Raw genomic sequence first — 21,087 nt, 5'->3', positions numbered from 1 at the left:
CAAATGTTAAAAGCTCATTGTTGCTGCTGTTGCACAGTGACTTCGACGGAGAGGTTCTCCTCCAGTCCTCCGAAGCGAATGCCTCTGATTGGGGAAGCGGAACGCGAGATCCAGTCCTGTCGTCAAGCGAATGTAACGTTCGGTCGGACAAATTCCGTTGGATATATCGAAACCGACCCACCCCAGATCCGGGATAAGAGCTTCGGCCCAGGCATGATGTGCCTCTGATTCTTGCTCATCGTCCAACAACAAGTACCCTGAGACATAGCGTGCGGGAACACCAATGCTGCGAAGGGCTGCGATGAAGATGTGCGCATGATCCTGAGCACACACCTGACCAGCAGCCAAAGCCGATGCGGCGGTGTCACTCGTATCGGTGACGCCGATAGTATAGGCGACTTTCTCCCGGATGCTGTCACTCAGGGCGTGACAGCCGGTAATCATGTCGTCTTCCCGCTCAACAGCTCCGGCCAGTCGCCGGATGGCCTGATTGGATTTGGTTAGTGGTGTCACGCGGGTGAAAATCCGGTTGGGAAAAATTGTCGTGGCAGGGCCAACGACGCCAGATGTATCTTCTGTGTCGACAATGCCTTCTGCAATGATCTCGAACTCTTCAGCCAGATCACGTGCAGTGATCATCTGCACCGTATTGCCGAAGGCATCCCTGTACTGGGTTGCTCTGTCCATGCCGGGGGCTGTGACCGTCCATTCAATCACTTTTTGACCCGGACAATCGTCTGGTGTCAGGCGCAATTGCTGCATGGAATTCGCGATCGGACTTTCGTAGCGATAGCGCGTGATGTGTTTGACCGTCAGTTGCATCTTGGCTCCACGGGTCTCAGGAAAAGTTGTAATCGCTCGAAAGTTGCATGGCGAAAGCGTTGTTCTTGTTGATGAAGCTCGTCAAAAACTCGCTCAGCCCCCGATTATAGATCGTATCCATGTCGAGGGATTGCAACTCGCGCCATGTTTCACATGCCATGTCTATGCTTGGCAGGCGTTCGCCGTAAAAGTTTGCCAGATCATCAAGTGTGTCGTCGATCCAGTCGTAACAATAAGCCAGCGAGCGGGGCATTTCCTTTTTGAGGATCAGAAATTCTGCAATGTTGCCCGCCGTCAATCGGGCCTTGGGATAGGCGAACCGATAGCTGCGCAAGCCAGACATGGCGCGCAGGATGGCGCTCCATTGTGCCTGTTCTGCTCCGCCTTTTCCGCCAGCCACATCAAACTCCGGCAACAACACCCAATATTGCGTATTAAGGACTCGAGCCGTGTTATCGGCACGTTCGACGAAGTTGCCGAGTTGGCTGAAGAAGTAGCCATCATCGCGCAGTACCGTATTGAGCAGCGCGCCGCGGAAAAGATGGGAACGTTGGCTGATCCAGGACAGGAAGTCCGGCAGGCGTTCAGGCGTGATGCTTAGCGGATTGACGTCACAGAATTCGATATAGGTGGTGTTGATGGCGTCCCATAGTTCCGCGGTGATGCCGGTACGCACGGCACGTGCGTTGTTGCGAGCTCCCTCGAGACAGACACGGACGCTGGCCGGGTTTTCCTTGTCGAAAATCATATAGCTGATCACGCTGCGCGCGTTGATCTCGTCTTCGTTCTTTTCGCGATAGCCGAATTCACAGCCCGCGCTTTTCAAGGCAAAGTTCCACTGTCCGCGGCCATTGTTGCCGTTGCGAGGCACCATTGAGGTGCGGTAATCCACTTCCAGCAGCTTGACGGCGTTCTGGGCACGCTCGTGCAGCCGGGACATCCAGAACAGCGAAGAGGCGGTTCTTCCTAGCATGACTTACTCCTCCAGAACCCAGGTGTCTTTTGTGCCGCCGCCCTGGCTTGAATTGACCACCAGAGAGCCTTTTTTCAGCGCCACGCGGGTGAGGCCACCCGGTGTGATGCGCACCTGATCGCCGATAAGCACAAAAGGCCGCAGATCGACGTGTCGCGGGGCAACGCCCGACGACACATGCGTTGGACAGGCAGACAAGGCCAGCGTCGGCTGGGCGATATAGTTTGACGGATTGGCCTTGAGGATTTTGCGGAAATCCGAGATCTGCCGTTTGGAGGCTGTCGGTCCGATCAACATGCCGTAGCCACCTGAGCCGTGAACTTCCTTGACGACGATGTCCTCAAGATTGTCGAGCACATACTTCAGGTCGTCTTCTCGCGAACAATGCCAAGTGGGGACGTTGTTCAGGATCGGTTTTTCGCCCGTGTAGAACTCGATGATCTCCGGCACATAGGCATAGATGGCCTTGTCGTCGGCAATGCCGGTACCTTGGCGCATTGCAGATTGTGACATTGCCAGCGCGATACGCATCGAAGATGCCCGGAACACCCAACATACTGTCCGGGTTGAAGGTGAGGGGATCGAGGAAGGCATCGTCGATGCGGCGGTAGATCACATCCACCTGTTTGGGCGCGCGGGTCGTGCGCATGAACACCTTGCCGTTCTCGACAAAGAGATCGCGTCCCTCGACCAATTCAACACCCATGGAATCAGCCAGAAACGCATGTTCGAAATAGGCCGAATTGTAGATGCCCGGCGTCATGACAACGATGGTCTGTGCCGATTTGGCCGGGTCTGGCGTGACACTTTCCAGGGTCTGACGCAGCAGGTCCGGGTAATGCTCGACCGGTGCAACCTGATGCATGTGGAACAGATCCGGGAACATGCGCATCATGGTCTCGCGGTTTTCCAGCATGTAAGACACCCCCGATGGCGTGCGCGTGTTATCTTCCAGAACGTAGAATTCGTTCTCGGAAACGCGCACCAGATCGGTGCCTATAATATGTGCATATACAGAATGAGCCGGGCGATGACCGATCATTTCGGGCAAAAATGCTTCGTTCTGCACAATAAGCTCAGCAGGAATACGACCTGCGCGGATGATTTCCTGACGGTTATAGATGTCATTGAGAAAGGCATTTAGTGCACGCACACGCTGTTCAATCCCCGCAGACAGCTTCCGCCACTCTGACGCGGAGATGATACGCGGGATCGGATCGAAAGGGATGAGGCGTTCTGTTGCGTCCTGTGCACCATAGACGGCAAAGGTAATACCGAGGCGCCGAAAGATGGTTTCTGCCTCGCGGCCTTTCTTTTTCAAGAAATTGGGTGGCTTGTTTTCCAACCATTCGGCAAGGTGCGAGTAGGCAGGACGAGGATTTCCCTCTTGGTCCATCATCTCATTGAAGAATGACGCAGCGTCGCCCATTGTCCCTCCCGTAAGGTTTATTGCCCTTAAAAATCAAGACTTGCAGATTTTCCAAACACCACCAAGCGTATTCTGAATGCGTTGGTGCTTAGCAATTAAGCAAATCGTCTTTTTACAAAAACGAATCTGGTCCCAATCCTTGGCGGACTGGATGATAAATCGGAGGGTGTTTTTGTGTGGGCAGAAAAACGCCTGCCGGAAAAGTGTCCCCGACAGGTAAATGCAGCTTAACGTCTAGTCGTTCCAATTGTTCATGAACAACGGCTGCTTGCATTTGTATGCGACCGGGCAGTTGGGGTTGTCGCCTGTCTTCGCATAGTGGATCACTGTGATCTCGTCGCGGTCGCAGTAGCCCTGGTTTGCGACGAAACGCGAGTAGGTGTACTGGCCTGTTGTGAAGACCACGCTGCCATCGCGTTTGACCATGGCCTGCGCCTTCTTGCAGTCCATCTGTCGCAGGTCGGGTCGCGCTTCGGCGGCCGTGCTGATGAACAGGGTCGAGGCGAGAGCCAGCGAGAGGGTTGGCAGAACACGCGAACGTGTCAGTGCTTTGCGGGAACTAGGGGGCATCGGCATGACCTCATCTTCTTGGATCACGTCAAATTCGGAACCGTCCGTGGGCCTGACGTGAAGGGAGCCTTGACCTTGATGTAGGGCTGTTTGACTAAAAGTCACGTCTCGTCAAAAAGGCAATTTTGCGGCGGGAAGGCTGCTATTGCGGGCGATTGCGTGTGAGCTCGACGCTGACATTGCCAGAGGACAGTGGCAGCGGCGCGCCGGGTTTGTGGACCCGGACTCGAGCTTTCATGATCCGCCCGTCTGCGGCAAAGACGGTTTCCAGAATGGCTCCGGCCAGCCGCTCGATCAGATTGAAGCGTGTCTGTGTCACGGTCGTCTCGATTGCGCGTGTCAAGCTGGCGTAACAGATGGTGTCGTCATAGTTGTCACTGACACTGGCCTTTTCCAGATCCGCCCAACATGTCAGATCGACAATGAATCTCTGACCGAGTTGCGCCTCTTCGGCATGGACGCCGTGATAGGCGAAAAAGGCGAGGTCTTTGAGGTGAATGGCATCCATGAGAAAGTCCGATCTGAGCAGGGTGGCCGTCTGGCCGCCGGGCACCTTGCCCATGCTGGCAGGGTGCGGCTTCGCGTCTGCGCGCCGGGGCCTGAGATCTGTGGGGCTTGCATGGACCAGACAGGGCATACCGGGCGCGGGAGTGCGTCTCGATTTAAGCCTCCGTTACGCAAAAATCCAGTGGCTTGCTCAGCTCATTTGCACATGACCAGAGCGGCCGTGTTCAGTCGTGGATATTGAAGCGGGAGAAATTCGCCGACTTGTAGTAGTCCGGCCTGCATTGCGCGTGTGCCCGGCCCAGAACGTGACTTGCATCGCCCAAGGGGAAAGTCTCGACCAGATGGCCATCCACCAGAACAGTGACCCTGTATCCTCGGCGCAAGGCATTCCAGAGCATGACAAACTTGTCAGCGCAGGTCGGGCAGGAGGTCTGGATGTTACCATGCTTGTCCGGCGTGAAGCCGATGTTCTGGTCGTCGATTTGAAAACTGACGTGTGTTTTCGGCGAGAGTGGGTAACCCGGCAGGTGCATGGCTACAACGGTGCCGCGTTCTGCCGGATCGTGATTGCACCAGATGGTAAAGCGTGCGCCGTCGGAATTTTCCATCCAATAGCGCTCGAAGCCTTTCACCGTGCCATTTTGCTAAGGCCTTATCGGCGTGGGCGGCCACAATGGTGCCGAGCATCAGAAGGATCGTCGCGGCAATTTTTTTCAACATCACAAAGGGCCCCACCTCGGTTCATGTGCAGTGTATTTGAGGAACATAAAAATACGATTGTTCTAAATACTTAAAATTGAACCAACCCATTGAAAAACGACCCTTGCGCACCGGGTGGCATGCAGCTAGAAATCTTTCAGTAATACTGAAATGTTCTCGGGGCGGGGTGGAATTCCCCTCCGGCGGTAACAGGAGTTTCCTGAAGCCCGCGAGCGTTTTACGACCAGTCTGCCGGATTTTCCGGTGCGGGTCGCAAAGGTCAGCAGATTCGGTTTAAGTCCGAAGCCGACGGTGACAGTCCGGATGGAAGAGAGCAATCACGTGTAGAGGGGGCGCTGACAACCTGGTCAGTGGCGTCTTTTGCATGTGCTTTGACCCGCCCTGACTTTGACAAAAGGTCCTGGGCTCGTGGAACAATCTGTCTTCAAATCCCGTATCGTGCGAGCGGCGGTTTTCATGGTGCTTTCGGGCGCGGCCTTTTCTGTGGTGAATGTCGCGCTTCAGGCTGCGACCCGCACTCTGGGGCTGCCGTCAGCATCTGTCGTCTTCTGGCAATATGGCTTGGCGTTTCTGTTTTCTGCGCCCTGGGTGCTGCGGCGCGGTTTGCGGTCGTTGAAAACCCGTCATCCGGTTTTGCATATCCTGCGTGTCGGGTTTGCGGTTGCGGGTGTGCAATTTTGGGGCGCTGGCCTGTCGTCGGTGCCGATCTGGCAGGCCATCGCTTTGATTATGACCTCGCCGTTTTTCGTTATTGTCGGGGCGTGGTTGTTATTGGGCGAAACGATCCGTTGGCAGCGCTGGGCCGCGACCGCGTTCGGGTTTTCCGGTGCGATGGTCATTCTACAGCCGTGGTCTGCGGGCTTCAGTTGGGCGGCGCTGTTGCCGTTGCTGGCCGCGATGTTCTGGGGAGCGGCCTCGCTATTGACCAAACGGCTGACGCAGGATGAACCCGCCGACACGATCACCGCCTACTTGCTTTTGCTATTGACGCCTGCCAACGCCGTTGTGGCTATCGGTGGCGGCTTTGTCGTGCCGTGGGCAGCATCTGTTATTGCCATTATTGTGGTGGCCGGTGTTTTCACCTTTCTGGCCAACTATCTGCTGACGCTGGCCTATTCAAAGGCTGATGCAGCCTATGTCCAGCCTTTCGATCATCTGAAGTTGCCGTTGAACCTGATCGGTGGTTGGATCGCCTTTGCCAATGTTCCAAGTCTGGCCTTCTGGCCGGGGAGCTTGATGATCCTCGCTGCGTCGCTTTATGTGATGAACAGTGAGCGGCAGGCAAATGTTGGGTACGCGCAACGGACAGCACAGGCCACGGGATGACGACGTGATGACAGAAACTGGCGATCTGAAGTGCGTGCAGGTGCGTGTTCACGGACGGGTACAGGGGGTCGGATATCGGGCACTGGTGTGCGGACGCGGCTGAGGCTCGCCAGCTTCAGGGCTGGGTGCGCAACCGTGCGGATGGCACAGTGGAACTGGTTGTTTCTGGTCCGGCCGCTATTGTCGACGACATGCTGGAGTTGTTGCGTAAAGGCCCGCGACTGGCTCGTGTGTCAGATGTCGTGGTGCAGACAACCGACAAGCCGGCAGACACAGGATTTCAGCGCCTTGCGACTGTTTGACATACACAGGTGTGACGCCTCCTGGATGGGCCATGCGAGTTACACGTCGACGGAATGTGTCTTGCCGAAGATCTTCTCAAACTCTGCCCGCATCACCAGATCATTGTCTTCCATCGTCACGGGTAATCCCAAGTCGACAAGGCTGGTGACGCCGTGTTCGGAAATGCCGCAAGGCACAATGCCGCCAAAATGGCTCAGATCCGGATCGACGTTGAAGCTGATGCCGTGAAATGTGACCCATTTGCGCAGGCGAATGCCGATCGCGGCGATTTTGTCCTCAACCGTGGCGCCGCGATCTGGGCGACGCACCCAGACGCCAACACGGTCTTCGCGCCGCTCGCCGCGCACATGATAGGCCCACAGGGAATTGATAATCCACGCTTCCAGTGCTGAGATGAAGGCGCGAATGTCCTGTTGTCGCCGCTTGAGATCGAGCATCACATAGGCAACGCGCTGTCCGGGGCCATGATAGGTGTGCTGGCCGCCACGACCGGTGTGATAAACAGGAAAGCGGTCAGGGGTGATCAGATCTTCATCATGGGCGCTTGTGCCAGCCGTATAAAGCGGTGGGTGTTCCAGAAGCCAGACGCGCTCCGACGCAGTTCCATCTGCGATCTGCGCCACGCGCTCCTCCATCAGGCGGGTGGCCACATCATAATCGACCGGCGTGTCCGAGATTGCCCATTCAACCGGCGGCGCAGATATGCGCGGGAAGAAATCGACGACAAGGCTGTCCCGATTCTGGCGGGACACGGTCGGATCTGGGCTGGCTGGCGCGGCAGCAGGGGCGGCTGGCTGTTGGGAATCCGTCATGGGTCTGATACGTTAACTTGTGCGGTTTCGGGCGCTGGAAGCGCTTGTGGATTTGTTCGATTGTCGAGGCGTGTTAGGCTTTGCCACTCAAGATGTGCGTGGCTGGCACAAGACACACATATAGGCGGAAATCTCGAATGACTACCTTTGATGAAATCAGTGTCGATATTTCTGTGGTGCTGGGCGGATCGGAAATGCCGGTGCATCAGCTTTTGCGCATGGGGCGTGGCGCGGTGATCGATTTGGATGTCAAGGAAGACGAGGACGTCAGGATCTATGCCAACAAGACGCTTGTTGCCATGGGGCAGGTGGTTCTTCTGGGCGAGCGTATCGGTGTCTCGATTACCGAAGTTCTCATGCGTCCGGCTGATATGCGGCCGATGCGCACCACGGGACCGCTTTGAGCGGAAAAGTTGTAGTATTCTGAGTGGGTTGTGTGGACAACGCGCGGCGTCACGTCTGCCTGTGTATAAAAACCAAATAATCTGTTGCGCTGCTCAGACCCTTTTGCTACATGGAGCCGGTCGCCGCGATACGGGGCGGTGCAAAACTGAATATGCGGTCGTGGCGGAATTGGTAGACGCGCAGCGTTGAGGTCGCTGTGGGGTAAAACCCGTGGAAGTTCGAGTCTTCTCGACCGCACCATTCAGACAAAAGCTTCAAGCTTTGAAGAACAAACCGGCCTCTGGCCGGTTTTTTTGTATCTGCGTCTCAAAGTACGCAGCGGAACGATTGCAGCTATCCTTCATTTCCCTCTGACTATGTGCCGACGTCTTGTGATGTTGCGTTGTGCATCTTGGTCAAAGGCAGAAAACCTTGTGTATGGGGAGGAGATGTGGCTGTGAGCGAGTTCTTATCGGTGATCAACCAATATTCCGGTATCATCTCTGCGGTCACGGGCCTGATCTCGGCTCTGATATGGGGTGTCTATCTGCAGCTCTTTCTGGTCAGCTTCATTCGGTCATCGCGCAATGAGATCCACATTGATCTGGGAGCTGCCGCCGGGCAGAACGCGCGCTGCATCATCACCAATATGGGCAACGACACCATCTACATTCAGCAGATCACGGCAACGCTGGAGACGGCCGATGGCAGCCATTGTGCTGTGGTGACAGAGCGGGAGGAAGTTCGGGAGGATAGCGTCGAGCGTCCGTTGTCGCGGACAAACAGAGGGCCGCTTGCGCCATGGCGGCCTGTTGGACATTGGCTCGCTGAGTGAAATGGCCAAGCGGGTGCAGCTCGCTGATGACAGTATTCCCGATCACGAAGCGTTTGACAGCATCGAGGTTCGCGTCATGGCCATTTCCAGCCAGTCGCGCGGTGCCATTGGTGGCTACAAGCTGTTCAAGGCCTGCAAGGGCGGTGCGCATGTTCTGTATCAGGCAGATTCTTATTTCACCAATCAGATCAAAAGCCATTTTTTCCGGAGCAATCATTCCGCTTTTGATTGTTGAAGACGTCGGGCGTCAGTGGGTCCTTCCGTTGTAAGGGGGGCTCCCAAAGCCACGGTGCGCCTTGCTGATGAAACTCTTATGTCGTCAAACGGTTGTCTGTTCGATAGGCGCGGCTGTGCCTGCACTGTGCTGCAAAGTCTCTGGCAACTCTTTTTCGTTAAAAGATGGCGGGTGCATCGCAAATCCTTTTGAAGAAATCGATGGGATCATGAAATAACAAGAGTGTTTGCAGGTGGTAGGGTTGCGTTTGGCGCAGTCGGCTGCGCTTGTGGGCCAACGACACCTCCAGAATGTGAGCGAGGGGATATAATATGGCGGAACAGTTCCTTAACGACGAGGACATCCCGGCCGAAACCCTCATTCCAGTGCGTAATGAGGAGGGACACCTCAACCCGGACTTCATCGAGCAGGTGGAGACGGCGATTGAGGCGGAAGACAGTGTCGAACTTCAGGAGCTGACGGCAGATCTGCATGAAGCAGACACCGGCGCCTTGATTGAAACGCTGGCGGAAGACGAGCGCGCCGATTTTGTACGCCTGCTTGGTGATAATTTTGACTTTACGGCACTGACGGAGACCGATGAAGGGGTTCGTGTCAAGCTGCTGGAGGCCTTGCCCAACAAGGCGATTGCCGGCCATCTGGTCAATCTGGATTCCGATGATGTCGTTTACATCCTTGAAGATCTGGATGCTCAGGATCAGGCCGAGATCCTGCGTGATATGCCCTATGCCGACAGGGCCCAGCTTCAGCGCTCGCTTGATTACCCGGAAGAGAGCGCCGGTCGGCGCATGCAGTCGGAGTTTATTGCGATTGCGCCGTTCTGGACGATTGGTCAAACCATCGATTACATGCGCGAAGCACGCGATTTGCCGGACAATTTTTATGAGATCTATGTGGTCGACCCATCGTTCCACCTGCTTGGCGCCGTTGCGCTGGACAGGGTGCTGAGAACCGGACGCGATGAAAAGATCACGTCGATCATGACGGAAACCCGCCATGAGGTGAAAGCCACCGACGATCAGGAAGAAGTGGCGCGCCGGTTTGAGCGCTACAATCTTGTCTCCACCGCTGTTGTGGATGAAAATGCCCGTCTGGTCGGGATTATCACCGTTGATGACATCGTTGATGTGATCAAGGAAGAAGCCGAAGAAGATATGCGTGGCCTCGCCGGGGTGGGTGATGAAGAAATGTCGGACAGCGTCATGCGGACAGTGCGTTCGCGTTTGACATGGCTTGTCGTCAATCTGCTCACCGCTGTTCTGGCCTCCACCGTGATCGGGCTGTTTGAAAGCACCATTCAGTCCATGGTGGCGCTTGCCGTGCTTATGCCGATTGTTGCCTCCATGGGAGGCAATGCCGGTACACAGACCATGACGGTCGCCGTGCGCGGTATTGCCACGCAGGAACTGGATGCCCGCAATATGTGGCGGGTGCTACGTCGTGAAGTGTTCGTGAGTTTCCTCAATGGCATTTCGCTGGCGCTGATCATGGGGCTCACGGCACTGGGTGTGGTTTTCCAACCCCGGCCTTGGCGTGGTGATTGCGTCGTCAATCGTCGTCAACATGCTGTTTGCCGGTCTGGCAGGCCTGTTGATTCCTCTTGGCCTGCACCGTCTGAATGTCGATCCGGCACTGGCTTCGACGGTCTTTGTGACGACAGTTACCGACGTTATCGGCTTTCTGGCCTTCCTCGGCATTGCGGCAAGCTGGTTCCATCTGCCGCTTTAGGGGGGCATACATGCGCTTCAAGTGGTCGGCGCGGACTTTCCTGTCTGCTGGCATTTATGAGGGCATCACCTAAGGGTCGTCCTAGCTTTTCAGGGATGCACGAAGCTTACGCGCTTGCCCAGAATAAGCTGCTGCGCTGATGTTTGTGTTAGATTGAGAAATGCAGCCGGTCAGGCGGATGTTGGTTCAACAACATCGCGTGCGCTACGGACGCTGCCCAGAAGAGTTTCGCGCAGGTCCATGATCTGCTTTTGCAGTTTGCCGATATCGTCGACGCTCATGTTGCAGGCGGCGAACACGCAGCGTGTCGTCTCTTCGGAACGAGCCTGCAAGGCGTGGCCTTTGGCGGTCAGGTTGATATGCGTCTGGCGTTCGTCTCTTGCGTCTTTGGTCCGGGTGACCAGACCGTTGGCGGCCAAACGCTTCAGCAATGGTGTCAGTGTGTTGGATTCCAGCATCAGTCGTTCGCCGATTTCGCGCACCAGCAGGCCATCTTTCTCCCAAAGTATCACCATCACCAGATATTGCGGATAGGTGAGCTCCATCTCTTTCAGCAGTGGCTTGTAGACCTTCTGCATGGCGTGGGTGGCCGAATAGAGCGAGAAGCACAGAAGCTCGTCGAGCGTCAGGGCCTTGGAAGAAGAAGGGGCATCTGTCATGTCGGTCTTAACTCATTTCGGGTCGTGGGTTTGCGGCAACGACCCCCTCTGCCCAATCAATGGGCTGACGGTGATGATGCGGCAGGCGCCAAGAGAAACGTCAGACGAAGGGCGCTCAAGGCGCTTGAGACTTTAACCCACGGCGTATTTTAGAGTGATACCTGATTTAATCGTGGTCGATCTAATCGGTGGAGATGTAAATACGCCTTTGCCGAACAACCGTCAAGACTGCCGGAAAGGGGGATTGGATGAAAGAGGCGGGGAAGTGGACGGAAGGCGTGCAACTCGGCCTTGCAGTGAGCCGGCCAAGGTCTGATTGATAGGCTGATGAATTGAAACGAGGAACGTCAGATGACACAGCCACCAGCCTTGCAAGGTATTCTGGAAACACCCGTTTATGTGGATGACTACGCCGCAGGTCAGGCGTTCTACGAAACCGTGATGGGGTTAAGCGCCATGGGGCGTGGTGAGCGGCTCGTGGCCTATGATGTTGCGCCCAATCAGGTGTTGCTTTTGTTCGACCGGTCGACATCGGCTCCGGATCTCGACACTGAGGGGGGCGTCATTCCGGGACATGGCAGCCAGGGTCATGCCCATTTTGCCTTCCGGATCGGCTTTGAAGATCTTGAAGCGTGGCATCACCATCTGGAAGCTTGCGGTGTGCGAGATCATCAGTACGGTAGATTGGCCTGCGGGCGGACGCAGCCTGTATTTCAACGACCCTGACGGAAATGTGCTTGAGCTTGCAGCCGCACCGCTTTGGCCCAACATGCGGTAAAGGGATCAGTGTCCCGTCGCAAACAAGATCTGGCTGCAAGTGAGCCGGATGCAGACAACACGAGCAAACCTTCGCGATTGGTTCCTGTCTGGCGGTTGTGTGTTTGAAGGTCTGTTGGCGGCTGTCCCGGGGCAGGCGCGGGTTAGCGGTCAGCTTGTGCCGTCTTGTAACGGTTGCACACAGACTTAATTAACCCATATGGCGCAAGACAGGACGGTTTTTCCGATGTGGGGTCACATCTCGATTTGCGACCCGAGCCAGCATCGAATACACATGGAATAACACCGACCGGCAGGCGCGCCGGCAAACAGTCAATGGAGCACATCCAGCGCATGAAAAATTATTCGACGAACGAGCCCGCTCATCTCGACGATGATGAAGACGAAAAGGCAAAGAGCCAGCCGTCCATCCAGGTCGACAAGCATCTGTTTGACGCGCGGACCGTGCTGATCACCGGGCCGGTCAATCAGGAAATGGCGCGCGACATCTGCTCCCGTCTTCTGGCTTTGGCCAGGGTCTCGAATGATCCGATTACCGTTATCGTGTCTTCGGCCATGGCGGCCATGTGGAATCCGGCGACATGATTCATGACACCATCAAGTTCATTGCGCCTGAAGTTCGCATTCTTGGCATGGGCTGGGTCGCCAGTGCCGGGGCTTTGATCTATGTCTCCGTGCCGAAGGAATTCCGCTTCTGCACGCCGAACACCCGCTTCCTGCTTCATCAGCCGTCTGGTGGCGCTGGTGGCATGGCAACGGATATCGAGATCCAGGCCAATGAAATCATCAAGATGCGGGATCGCCTCAACAAGATTTTCTCCGAAGCGACCGGTCAGCCGATCGAGCGTATCGAAAAAGACACCGACCGTGACTATTGGATGAGCCCGGAAGAGGGCCTGTCCTATGGTCTTGTGGGCAAGATCGTCAGCAACGTGAGCGAACTCGGCTAATCTGCCGGACTCGTGGACGTTCATATGAAAAGATCCAGAACGCCGGAGAGCATTCTCCGGCGTTTTTGCGTGCGAAGGGCGGAACTTGAAAAGCGGGTCGGCGTTTTCTGAACACCGCCGCCGATGATATTGAATGTCCTGCAAAGGACCTCATCGGCTTGAGCTTCCCATGCAAAAAGAAGGAACACTGATATGAGCGAGCTCGCAGTGACTCTTTCGACCCAAAATCCATTCGATTTTCCTTCCGTCAATCAGGGGGATCTGGTGATGCCCGTTTTGGGGGTAGGCACTTGGAAAATGAAGGGAGACGAATGTCGTGCAGCCGTGAAGGCCGCTCTCGATATGGGGTATCGCCATGTTGATACTGCTGCGGCCTATGACAACGAGCGGGATGTGGGGCAGGGTCTCAAGGATGCGGGCCTTGCACGAGAAAAGTTGTTCCTGACCACCAAGGTGTGGAAGGATCATATGCATCGCGATGGCGTCGTTACGGCCATCAAGGACAGTCTGCAACGACTGGACACCGATTATGTCGACATGCTGTTGATCCATTGGCCCAACAAGGACGTTGCTCTGGAAGAAACCATCGCCGGTCTTCTGGACGCCAAGAAACAGGGTCTGACACGTGGCATTGGTGTTTCCAATTTCCCGAGTAATCTGATGCGGGAAGCCCAGACCCTTGCCAAGGGCCATATCGTTACCAATCAGGTGGAATACCATCCGATGCTGTCTCAAAAAACGGTGTCGCAGGCCTGTCAGGATCTCAACATGTTGTTGACGGCGTATCAGCCGTTGTCCGGTGGGGCAGTTCAGCACAATGAGACGCTAAGAGACATTGCCACCCAGCACAGCCGCACGGCGGCTCAGGTGGCCATTCGCTGGCTCATTCAGCAAGAAGGCGTTGTCGCTATTCCAAAGAGCGCCAATCCCGAACGGTTGAAGCAGAATCTGGAGGTTCTGGATTTTGAATTGGGCGAGGACGAAATGTCCCTGATCAGCGGTTTGGGAACTCCGTCCGGGCGCAACATTAATGGCAGTTCGGGATATGAATGGGATCCTGTATAATATCAATCTCTTGTCATGAAGAGTTGGCAAAATGAATCCAATGCGACCGGGTTTTCGCCCGGTCGCTGGCCTGCCCGTCGCCGGGTGATCCTGCGTTGAGCGCCTTTGTGAAGCCTTGGGGTTGAATGTCTGTCGCAATGCATCAAGGATAGGCCCATCTCGCCGATACGATGGGCGACAATCTGGCGTCCGATCGGTGCGCCGACGAGGAGAAGCATATGTCGGATACCAAGCGCAGTTTCGTCAGACGGCCGGGTGATCTGGCTGATATGCTGTTTCGCTATCATGGCGATCTGAAAATTCCAGTGATTGGCCTTGGCACCTATGGCCTCAAGGGAGATGCGGGCGCAGAGGTCATCACTGATGCGCTGGCCATTGGCTACCGACATCTCGACACAGCAGCCTTTTATGAAAACGAGGACGCGGTTGGAGAGGGCATCGAGGCCTCGGGAATTGCGCGTGACGAGATTTTCGTGACAACGAAGGTCTGGCATGACCAATTGCGACATGATGACTTTCTCGCCTCGACACGCGCCAGTCTGAAGCGGCTGGGTATGGAATATGTTGATCTGCTGTTGGTGCATTGGCCCAATGCAGACGTGCCACTGGCGGAAACAATTGGTGCACTGCTGGAAGCTCAGAAGCAGGGGCTGACACGGGGCATCGGCGTGTCCAACTTTACCAGTGCCATGATGGTCGAAGCGCAGGAGATGGCCTCGGGAGCATTGGCAGTCAATCAGGTCGAGTACCACCCTTATTTGACGCAGAAAGCCGTTTTGAAAGCCTGTGACGCCCTCGATATGATGCTGGCCGCCTATCAGCCGCTGGCGCATGGCACGGTGATCGATGATCCCGTGATACGCGAAATTGCAGCGCATCACGGCAGGACGCCAGTTCAGGTTGCGTTGCGCTGGCTGGTACAGCAGAACCGCGTTTTTGCAATCCCGAAAACCAGCACGCCGGATCGACTTCTGGCCAATATTGATGTCTTTTCGTTTTCTCTGAACATGGTCGAAATGAAGGCTATCTCGGATCTCAGCGACCCGGATGGGCGTCGTGTCAGCGCGCCTGTGTCGCTGGTGTGGGATGCGGATTAAGCGCAGGAACACGAGGTACGTTGCGGTTTTGGCATGATGTGATCTGTGTCGAGGCGTGGGCAGACTGTGCTGCAAGGGGCATCGACATTGCCTTTTACTTTTGCACAGGTGCGGCATTTTGTTGCAATCGCATATGGCGCAGCGCAGCATTTTGGTGTAAATCGTGCCTCCAAGGTTAGGGTTTTGACCGTCTTCATGCCATTTCCGCTCTTGAAGTTTTTACATTTCCTCGTTCGCCCCTCGAATTTTTTCGTGTTCTTTCTGGTGGCGGGAAGTGTCCTTCTCTGGACGCCAATTGCTGATGTCGGACGTGCACTGGTGACAGTTTGCGCGTTTTCTCTTGCTCTTATTGGATTGTCGCCCCTCGCCAATGTGCTGATGGTGCGCCTCGAAGAACGATTTCCACCGCCCGACGAGGCGACCCTTCAACCGGAGGGGATTCTGGTCTTGGGCGGCGGTATCAACACCCGGATCATGGCTGCCCGCGAGCAGGTGGCTTTGACCCTGGCTGCGGAACGTCTGACGGTGGTTGCCGAACTGGCGCGACGCTTTCCCGACATCCCGATCATCCACTCCGGTGGGAATGCCCAGCTTTTTGGCGGGGCTACCAGCGAAGCGGACGGGGCGCGGCAATTGTTCGAAGCCTTTGGAGTTGCTCGTGAGCGCGTGATTCTGGAGGACAGGTCGCGCACGACGTTTGAAAACGCCGTATTTACTAAAAAGCTGATTGGCGCGCAGACAGGCAAACGCTGGCTGCTTGTCACTTCAGCCTATCATATGCCGCGAGCCATGGGCACGTTTCGGCAAGTCGGCTGGCCGTCTCTGATCCCCTATCCAGTGGATTGGCGGACCACCGGTCACAACCACCAGAAAAGCGGTTTTTCAGGCGCTTCGGATGGTCTCAAGCGGTTCGATACCGCTGTGCGGGAATGGTTGGGCCTCCTGTCTTACAAGGTACGCGGCAGGAGTACCTCGGTGTTTCCGAAACCCGATGCAAAACTGTAAAATCTGTCAGGTTGGCATGCCAAATCTGACCTGATTGACAGTCTCGCCCTAATTTCGCTTCTTGTAATGCGTACGCAGTAACCCAAATATGGGTCAATCAAAGGCAAGGACCATTGCTATGGTGTTTGAAGCCCCAGTTGTCGCTGCTGATGTTGTAGAATGGCTCTATTCCGAGGCCATTGGAGGCAACGACACCCTGAGCTTAATCGAAAAATTGTCGCAACGTTTGATCAAAGGGGGTCCCCGTTGACCGAACGTCGACGGCCATCATTTTGCTCCATCCCAATGTGCGCGCCGAATCGGCGGTCTGGTCGTCCTGCGGCCAACGCGAACTGGTGCATTATCCTGCGACCAACGAGCGCGAGAAAGAATATGAGCGCAGCTCTGTGCGCAAGGTTGTCTATGACCGTGTGCAGGTGCGTTGTCGCATAGCGCCGCAGCCCGAGGGCGAGGAATACGGTATTATCGGCGACCTGCGAGAGCAGGGGTATGTCGATTATATTGCTCTGCCGATGCCGTTTTCCGACGGCACAATCAAGGTCATTTCCTTTGCCTCCCGCGCTGAAGGTGGCTTTAGCGATAGCGATATTCGGGTTTTCGAGATCCATCACGCGCCCACTTGGGATTGTGTGTGAGATGGCGACGCTGCGCCGCACTGCGGAAACGCTTTTGAATACCTATGTCGGGCCGCGCGCCGGGCGTCGCGTGCTCAATGGGTCCATCGTGCGTGGGGCAGGTGAGCGCATCAAGGCTGTCGTCAGCTTTTCCGATTTGCGTGGTTTTACGCCCGTTTCCAACCGTTTGCCGTCCGATGTGCTGATCAACTTCCTCAATGCATACTTCGGGGCAATGAGCGATGCGGTGGAAAGCCATGGCGGCGAAGTGTTGAAGTTCATTGGCGATGAGGTCATGGCGATTTTTCCGTATGATACGGAGGAGGAATCCCATGAAGCAGCCAAGCGTGCCCTGCTGGCGGCCGAGATGACGCGCGACAAGATCTCTCAGCTTTCCGGTAAATACAGTGATGAGCTGGCCGAAAAGGTTGGTGTTGGTATGGCCCTTCACGCAGGTGACGTGTTTTACGGCAATGTGGGCAGCGCCACGCGGCTTGATTTCACCGTCATCGGCCCAACGGTCAATATGGCCTCGCGCATTGCCGGTCTGGCGAAGGATCTGAACAAGGATCTGCTGGTCTCAGACGCAGTTGCCAACCTTCTGGCCTGTCGTGGCGGCAGTGACTGTGGTTTTCAGGGCGAATATCACGTGAAGGGGTTTGATGATCCTGTATCCGTGTTCGCGCCGGAACTCTCCAAGGTCAACAAGATCAAGCTGCGGCCGGATCTGACAGCTGCCCGTGATCTTGACGAGAACTGGCGCCTTAACAATACGCAGAGAACAGCCAGCGTTGTTGCCGCCAGAGAAGTGGGACCTGCAAACCAGGCCATGAACGCGATTGCGAAAAAGAACGCGCGCTGACCGCGATTGAAGTGGCGGCCGGCCAGAATATTCAATTCGGCCGCCTGATCCGCGAAGGACATGACTGTCTCACGATTGTCAGTCGTCACTTCGGGGACTGCCCCCATGATGATGCTTGAATAGTTGAACAGACGATAGGCCCAGCCGAATTTGAAGAAGGCATAGGCCAGAATAAGCATCAGCCCCAAAACTTTGATTTCCCAAAGACTTCTGCTCTGCTCAAGAGGGATCGACAGTTCCTTGGCGAGATCCATGATGGTTTCGGCCGAATTGAGCAGGGAAAAGGTGCCACCAATGGCGATCAGCGCCGTTGAGGCAAAGAATCCCGTGCCGCGCTGTAGGCCCGACAGGATTGCTGTGTCCATGATACGGACAGGGCGCAGCGACATGGTCCGCATCCACAGGCGTCGGTAATCTTCCATATCATGAGACAGCGTGTGCCGCTTCAATGGGCTCAATTCGACGGCGATGTTGAAGCCAACCCAGGCCACTATAAACCAAAAGATTGCCAGATAATCGAAAACCGTCAGATACAGCATGGTGCCTCAGTCTGTTTGGAGCGGTGAGAGCGTTTTTTCGGATGCAATCTCTTCCAAGGATAAACTGTACAGGTTGCCTATCGAAATGAAGGGCTTAGGCGGTTCTTTTCGGTGGAAAGCCGTGTGAAGAATGTCCGCCTGACTGGACTCTTTTTTAGTCCTTGCGGTTTTATTAGCAATAAGTTAAACGCTCGCCTCTATCGAACGCACCCGCATTTGCAGGTGCTGTGCATACGGATCGGAAAAGAGGGTTCATGGACGAAGACATGCAAAAGTCCTGTTGGAGTGTCACCGCATGGACGGTGTTGGCTCTCGGCGGTGCTCTTGCGCTGCTCTTGCTGTTTAGTGACGTGAGTGGGGCTTCGCAAACATCTCAGTCGGTTGTCGCGTCCAGAAAATAGGATACGACAGTCCCCCGAACCTCATTGGGGTTGGGGAGCGAAATTCGGTCAGGCCGTATCACGGTGCCTTCAATCGTGATCGGCCGGTCAGGTTCCACCCCTCAGGTGAACCGTGAAAATCTTTGAACGCGCTGGATTGGTTTCAGGCGTCGATTCGATGCACAGCTTGCCGCTTGTGCATAAATCTTCAGCCTGTCACTTCTTCTTGACCTTACCTGCCAGCCTGCTACTTCAAACAAATGGCTCTTCATCTTCTCAAATTGTGTGTGGGCGTCGACAGTGTCGAAAGCCTTCAGGCGTCGATCGACTTCCGGCAAGATGAAAAAAGACGGCTTGGTTTACCGGCCGAGCAAACACATACCACTCGCATGGTGCCAACCCGGCGAGAGGAATTGCTCAAGGGCGGTGCGCTATATTGGGTGATCAAGGGCAAGATTCAGGCCCGCCAGATGCTTATCGATATTCGTCCCTTTACCGATGAAGCTGGTGTGAAGCGCTGCGATCTGGTGCTGGAACCTCGATTGATTCTCACCAAGTCCCGTCCCAAGCGCCCCTTTCAGGGCTGGCGCTATTTGAAGCCTTCCGATGCACCAGCTGATCTTGGAGCAACCGGCGCGCAGGATGATTTGCCCGACGACATGCGCCTTGGCCTTGGCGGAGCTTTGTCTCATCTGAGAGGCGCGCTCTTGTTTTTCTCGCGATGACGGTCAACTTATAAGCAAGGGAGACCGTATCGCATGACACGACCGTCGAAAAATGCCCCCTCAGCACCTGACGTGAAGCAGGCTGGTTCGAGTGTCTCTGACACTCCGCCGTCGATGCCGTCTGCCGTGTCGTCTTCCAATGAGATCAATGCCTTTCTCAATCAGGCAACCGCACTGACAGCACAGGCCGGACAGACACATAACGCAGCTGATGGGCCGTCGGCGCGCCTGGTGTTTGCTCTGGATGCCACGATGAGCCGCCAGCCGACGTGGGATCAGGCCTGCGATATTCAGGCTGAGATGTTCGAGGAGGCCGGGCGTCACAACGGGCTCGAACTGAAGTTGGTGTATTTTCGCGGCTTTGGCGAATGTCGTGCGTCGCGCTGGTTTGAGGACGGGCAGGCCATGGCGCAGACAATGAGCCGCATTTCGTGCCGGGGCGGGAAAACACAGATCGGCAAGGTTTTGTCGGCCACCTTGAAGGAGGCGCGTGCCGGCAAGGTTGCCGCCTTGGTCTATGTGGGCGACTGCATGGAAGAAAATGCAGATGACTTGTGCGCCAAGGCCGGAGAGTTGGCCTTGCATGGCGTACCAGTGTTTCTGTTTCAGGAGGGCCGCGATCCCGCCGCACGTCAGACCTTCAGGAAATCGCGCGCCTGACGAAAGGGGCATTCTGTTCGTTTGATGCAGGATCCGCGCATCAGCTTTCGCTGCTTCTGCGGGCGATTGCGGTCTATGCCTCAGGGGGGCGCGAGGCGCTGGTTCAGTTTGAGCGCCATGCCGGTCCTCAGGTGCGTCTTTTGACCCAACAACTGAAGTAGCAGATGGGCTTTCTTTTTCTCGGATGTATCGTGCTGGGCTTGTTTGCGTTTGCGCTGAACAGGTTTCAGACAGCTGACCCAGCCAAGCTGGTCCCGGCATTGCGCCGTTTCGCTGGTGTGCTCCTGCTGCTGGCAGGGCTCGGGTTGTTGCTGCTGCGCCGCCTTACCTTCGCTTTGCCGTTGATTGCCCTTGGTTGGTCGCTCTTGGGCTGGAGCTTTTCCAACAGGTCCGCGAGGCATCGCCGCAAAAGCACGTCGGCACCGGGTGGAACTTCTGAAGTTCGAACCCGTTTTTTTCATATGGAGCTTGATCTGGGGACGGGCCAGATCGCGGGAACGGTGTTGTCGGGACGGTTTGAGGGGCGTCAGCCTGGATGCCCTGACGCGCGATGATCTTCGCGCGCTGCATGATGATGTGTCGAACGAGGAGCAGAGCCGCTCCTTAATCGAAGCCTACCTCGACCGCAGGCTGCCCGGATGGCGTGAAGACTTCGAGGCGGATCGAGCAGATCGGCAGGGACGCGCGGCGAGCGCGAGCTCCATGGCAGATCAGGAGGCCTACGAGATCCTTGGGCTTACGCCCGACGCCGGGGACGCGGAAATCATTGCGGCGCACCGGCGACTGATGATCGGGGTGCATCCCGACAGGGGCGGCAGCACTTTGCTGGCTGCGAAACTCAACGAGGCTAAAGACAGGCTTCTCAGAAGACATAGATGACATCCGTTGCGCGTTTACTGGTAGATGGCATAACAAGAGAAATTCTTGCGTTTGAGGCTTTTGCAAGCACTCAGGGCAGCCGTTCGGGTATCAAAGCCCACGAAGCGGGCCCGGTAGAGGGTCTGTCCATTTGACGTGACCGGTTCGGTGTAAGGTACAGTCGAGGCAAGCGTGGAGGGAACTTTCGTCTGTGCCTTCTGAAGCATGGCCAAAGCGCCACTTTCACTTTCA

The 21,087-nt window shown here is 55.8% G+C and carries 22 protein-coding genes, 1 tRNA gene, 5 pseudogenes and 1 riboswitch; of the genes and pseudogenes, 18 read left to right on the top strand and 10 right to left on the bottom strand.

Annotated features, from left to right (window positions below; all coding sequences use genetic code 11):
• Positions 1-6 precede the first annotated feature (6 nt).
• From AC0L7U_RS03675 to AC0L7U_RS03650, 6 genes and pseudogenes are all read right to left on the bottom strand, one after another.
• Complete coding sequence (locus tag AC0L7U_RS03675; RefSeq protein ID WP_473693907.1) at positions 7-822, bottom strand: transglutaminase family protein; 816 nt, start codon at positions 820-822, stop codon at positions 7-9.
• A gap of 16 nt (positions 823-838) precedes the next feature.
• Entirely contained in the window at positions 839-1,795 is a 957-nt protein-coding gene (locus AC0L7U_RS03670; protein ID WP_473693905.1) for an alpha-E domain-containing protein, read from the bottom strand.
• A 3-nt stretch (positions 1,796-1,798) separates the two neighbouring features.
• Positions 1,799-3,224, bottom strand: a pseudogene (locus AC0L7U_RS03665) (circularly permuted type 2 ATP-grasp protein).
• Between the two features lie 234 nt (positions 3,225-3,458).
• On the bottom strand, positions 3,459-3,800 hold the full coding sequence (locus tag AC0L7U_RS03660; protein ID WP_473693903.1) for a hypothetical protein: 342 nt from the start codon (positions 3,798-3,800) through the stop codon (positions 3,459-3,461).
• A 136-nt stretch (positions 3,801-3,936) separates the two neighbouring features.
• Complete coding sequence (folB, locus tag AC0L7U_RS03655; protein ID WP_473693901.1) at positions 3,937-4,356, bottom strand: dihydroneopterin aldolase; 420 nt, start codon at positions 4,354-4,356, stop codon at positions 3,937-3,939.
• Between the two features lie 169 nt (positions 4,357-4,525).
• Positions 4,526-4,933, bottom strand: coding sequence for a hypothetical protein (locus AC0L7U_RS03650; protein ID WP_473693900.1), 408 nt, complete (start codon positions 4,931-4,933; stop codon positions 4,526-4,528).
• A gap of 236 nt (positions 4,934-5,169) precedes the next feature.
• Positions 5,170-5,340, top strand: a riboswitch (FMN riboswitch).
• Positions 5,341-5,477: 137 nt separating this feature from the next.
• On the opposite strand from AC0L7U_RS03650, the gene AC0L7U_RS03645 reads away from it, so the two are divergent.
• On the top strand, positions 5,478-6,347 hold the full coding sequence (locus AC0L7U_RS03645) for a DMT family transporter (RefSeq protein WP_473693898.1): 870 nt from the start codon (positions 5,478-5,480) through the stop codon (positions 6,345-6,347).
• A gap of 44 nt (positions 6,348-6,391) precedes the next feature.
• Entirely contained in the window at positions 6,392-6,649 is a 258-nt protein-coding gene (locus AC0L7U_RS03640) for an acylphosphatase (protein WP_473693896.1), read from the top strand.
• Between the two features lie 39 nt (positions 6,650-6,688).
• Here the strand turns inward: AC0L7U_RS03640 and lipB are convergent, their stop codons facing one another.
• Entirely contained in the window at positions 6,689-7,462 is a 774-nt protein-coding gene (lipB, locus tag AC0L7U_RS03635) for a lipoyl(octanoyl) transferase LipB (RefSeq protein ID WP_473693894.1), read from the bottom strand.
• A gap of 137 nt (positions 7,463-7,599) precedes the next feature.
• Here lipB and AC0L7U_RS03630 point away from each other — a divergent pair, with 137 nt between their 5' ends.
• From AC0L7U_RS03630 to mgtE, 5 genes and pseudogenes are all read left to right on the top strand, one after another.
• Positions 7,600-7,866 (top strand): FliM/FliN family flagellar motor switch protein, encoded by a 267-nt coding sequence (locus AC0L7U_RS03630; protein ID WP_473693892.1) that lies wholly within the window; start codon positions 7,600-7,602, stop codon positions 7,864-7,866.
• A 154-nt stretch (positions 7,867-8,020) separates the two neighbouring features.
• Positions 8,021-8,107, top strand: a tRNA-Leu gene (locus AC0L7U_RS03625).
• 196 nt (positions 8,108-8,303) lie between these two features.
• A complete protein-coding gene (locus AC0L7U_RS03620) occupies positions 8,304-8,681 on the top strand; it encodes a hypothetical protein (RefSeq protein WP_473693890.1) in 378 nt (125 codons plus the stop codon).
• On the top strand, positions 8,659-8,916 hold the full coding sequence (locus tag AC0L7U_RS03615; protein WP_473693888.1) for a hypothetical protein: 258 nt from the start codon (positions 8,659-8,661) through the stop codon (positions 8,914-8,916). The genes AC0L7U_RS03620 and AC0L7U_RS03615 overlap by 23 nt, the downstream gene beginning before the upstream one ends.
• Positions 8,917-9,227: 311 nt before the next feature.
• A pseudogene (mgtE, locus tag AC0L7U_RS03610) lies at positions 9,228-10,644 on the top strand (magnesium transporter).
• A gap of 170 nt (positions 10,645-10,814) precedes the next feature.
• Here the strand turns inward: mgtE and AC0L7U_RS03605 are convergent.
• A complete protein-coding gene (locus AC0L7U_RS03605) occupies positions 10,815-11,303 on the bottom strand; it encodes a MarR family winged helix-turn-helix transcriptional regulator (RefSeq protein ID WP_473693886.1) in 489 nt (162 codons plus the stop codon).
• Between the two features lie 351 nt (positions 11,304-11,654).
• Here AC0L7U_RS03605 and AC0L7U_RS03600 point away from each other — a divergent pair, with 351 nt between their 5' ends.
• From AC0L7U_RS03600 to AC0L7U_RS03570, 7 genes and pseudogenes are all read left to right on the top strand, one after another.
• A complete protein-coding gene (locus AC0L7U_RS03600) occupies positions 11,655-12,029 on the top strand; it encodes a VOC family protein (protein WP_473693885.1) in 375 nt (124 codons plus the stop codon).
• Between the two features lie 384 nt (positions 12,030-12,413).
• Positions 12,414-13,030 (top strand): annotated as a pseudogene (locus AC0L7U_RS03595) (ATP-dependent Clp protease proteolytic subunit).
• A 192-nt stretch (positions 13,031-13,222) separates the two neighbouring features.
• Positions 13,223-14,095 carry an aldo/keto reductase gene (locus AC0L7U_RS03590; RefSeq protein WP_473693883.1) on the top strand — a complete coding sequence of 291 codons (873 nt, stop codon included), beginning with the start codon at positions 13,223-13,225 and terminating at the stop codon, positions 14,093-14,095.
• 218 nt (positions 14,096-14,313) lie between these two features.
• Positions 14,314-15,192 carry an aldo/keto reductase gene (locus AC0L7U_RS03585; protein WP_473693881.1) on the top strand — a complete coding sequence of 293 codons (879 nt, stop codon included), beginning with the start codon at positions 14,314-14,316 and terminating at the stop codon, positions 15,190-15,192.
• A 195-nt stretch (positions 15,193-15,387) separates the two neighbouring features.
• Entirely contained in the window at positions 15,388-16,197 is an 810-nt protein-coding gene (locus AC0L7U_RS03580) for a YdcF family protein (protein ID WP_473693879.1), read from the top strand.
• A 272-nt stretch (positions 16,198-16,469) separates the two neighbouring features.
• Entirely contained in the window at positions 16,470-16,832 is a 363-nt protein-coding gene (locus AC0L7U_RS03575) for a hypothetical protein (protein WP_473693877.1), read from the top strand.
• Position 16,833: 1 nt separating this feature from the next.
• Positions 16,834-17,412: pseudogene (locus tag AC0L7U_RS03570) on the top strand (adenylate/guanylate cyclase domain-containing protein); the annotation flags it as partial.
• Between the two features lie 44 nt (positions 17,413-17,456).
• On the opposite strand, the gene AC0L7U_RS03565 reads toward AC0L7U_RS03570, so the two are convergent.
• Entirely contained in the window at positions 17,457-18,212 is a 756-nt protein-coding gene (locus AC0L7U_RS03565) for a DUF599 domain-containing protein (RefSeq protein ID WP_473693875.1), read from the bottom strand.
• Between the two features lie 640 nt (positions 18,213-18,852).
• Between AC0L7U_RS03565 and AC0L7U_RS03560 the strand changes: the two genes are divergently transcribed.
• The 4 genes and pseudogenes from AC0L7U_RS03560 to AC0L7U_RS03545 all read left to right on the top strand — a co-directional run bounded on the left by AC0L7U_RS03560 (position 18,853) and on the right by AC0L7U_RS03545 (position 20,856).
• Positions 18,853-19,317: a DUF1489 family protein gene (locus AC0L7U_RS03560; protein ID WP_473693874.1), complete on the top strand. Its 465-nt coding sequence runs from the start codon at positions 18,853-18,855 to the stop codon at positions 19,315-19,317.
• A 33-nt stretch (positions 19,318-19,350) separates the two neighbouring features.
• Positions 19,351-20,138 (top strand): annotated as a pseudogene (locus tag AC0L7U_RS03555) (vWA domain-containing protein).
• Between the two features lie 30 nt (positions 20,139-20,168).
• Positions 20,169-20,531: a hypothetical protein gene (locus AC0L7U_RS03550; protein WP_473693872.1), complete on the top strand. Its 363-nt coding sequence runs from the start codon at positions 20,169-20,171 to the stop codon at positions 20,529-20,531.
• Between the two features lie 148 nt (positions 20,532-20,679).
• Entirely contained in the window at positions 20,680-20,856 is a 177-nt protein-coding gene (locus tag AC0L7U_RS03545; RefSeq protein WP_473695641.1) for a DnaJ domain-containing protein, read from the top strand.
• A gap of 14 nt (positions 20,857-20,870) precedes the next feature.
• Here AC0L7U_RS03545 and AC0L7U_RS03540 read toward each other — a convergent pair whose 3' ends face one another.
• Entirely contained in the window at positions 20,871-21,062 is a 192-nt protein-coding gene (locus AC0L7U_RS03540; RefSeq protein ID WP_473693870.1) for an SPOR domain-containing protein, read from the bottom strand.
• Positions 21,063-21,087 lie beyond the last annotated feature (25 nt).

The organism is Roseibium sp. 10G30-5 (assembly GCF_055809635.1).
This window is presented reverse-complemented; position numbering and strand designations above follow the sequence as displayed.

What these genes read in the sequence shown, in the direction of transcription:
- AC0L7U_RS03675 (WP_473693907.1), bottom strand. Translation starts at nt 822, where the DNA reads ATGCAACTGACGGTCAAACACATCACGCGCTATCGCTACGAAAGTCCG.
- AC0L7U_RS03670 (WP_473693905.1), bottom strand. Translation starts at nt 1,795, where the DNA reads ATGCTAGGAAGAACCGCCTCTTCGCTGTTCTGGATGTCCCGGCTGCAC.
- AC0L7U_RS03660 (WP_473693903.1), bottom strand. Translation starts at nt 3,800, where the DNA reads ATGCCGATGCCCCCTAGTTCCCGCAAAGCACTGACACGTTCGCGTGTT.
- folB (WP_473693901.1), bottom strand. Translation starts at nt 4,356, where the DNA reads ATGGGCAAGGTGCCCGGCGGCCAGACGGCCACCCTGCTCAGATCGGAC.
- AC0L7U_RS03645 (WP_473693898.1), top strand. Translation starts at nt 5,478, where the DNA reads ATGGTGCTTTCGGGCGCGGCCTTTTCTGTGGTGAATGTCGCGCTTCAG.
- lipB (WP_473693894.1), bottom strand. Translation starts at nt 7,462, where the DNA reads ATGACGGATTCCCAACAGCCAGCCGCCCCTGCTGCCGCGCCAGCCAGC.
- AC0L7U_RS03630 (WP_473693892.1), top strand. Translation starts at nt 7,600, where the DNA reads ATGACTACCTTTGATGAAATCAGTGTCGATATTTCTGTGGTGCTGGGC.
- AC0L7U_RS03605 (WP_473693886.1), bottom strand. Translation starts at nt 11,303, where the DNA reads ATGACAGATGCCCCTTCTTCTTCCAAGGCCCTGACGCTCGACGAGCTT.
- AC0L7U_RS03600 (WP_473693885.1), top strand. Translation starts at nt 11,655, where the DNA reads ATGACACAGCCACCAGCCTTGCAAGGTATTCTGGAAACACCCGTTTAT.
- AC0L7U_RS03590 (WP_473693883.1), top strand. Translation starts at nt 13,223, where the DNA reads ATGAGCGAGCTCGCAGTGACTCTTTCGACCCAAAATCCATTCGATTTT.
- AC0L7U_RS03585 (WP_473693881.1), top strand. Translation starts at nt 14,314, where the DNA reads ATGTCGGATACCAAGCGCAGTTTCGTCAGACGGCCGGGTGATCTGGCT.
- AC0L7U_RS03580 (WP_473693879.1), top strand. Translation starts at nt 15,388, where the DNA reads ATGCCATTTCCGCTCTTGAAGTTTTTACATTTCCTCGTTCGCCCCTCG.
- AC0L7U_RS03565 (WP_473693875.1), bottom strand. Translation starts at nt 18,212, where the DNA reads ATGCTGTATCTGACGGTTTTCGATTATCTGGCAATCTTTTGGTTTATA.
- AC0L7U_RS03560 (WP_473693874.1), top strand. Translation starts at nt 18,853, where the DNA reads ATGGCTCTTCATCTTCTCAAATTGTGTGTGGGCGTCGACAGTGTCGAA.
- AC0L7U_RS03545 (WP_473695641.1), top strand. Translation starts at nt 20,680, where the DNA reads ATGGCAGATCAGGAGGCCTACGAGATCCTTGGGCTTACGCCCGACGCC.
- AC0L7U_RS03540 (WP_473693870.1), bottom strand. Translation starts at nt 21,062, where the DNA reads ATGCTTCAGAAGGCACAGACGAAAGTTCCCTCCACGCTTGCCTCGACT.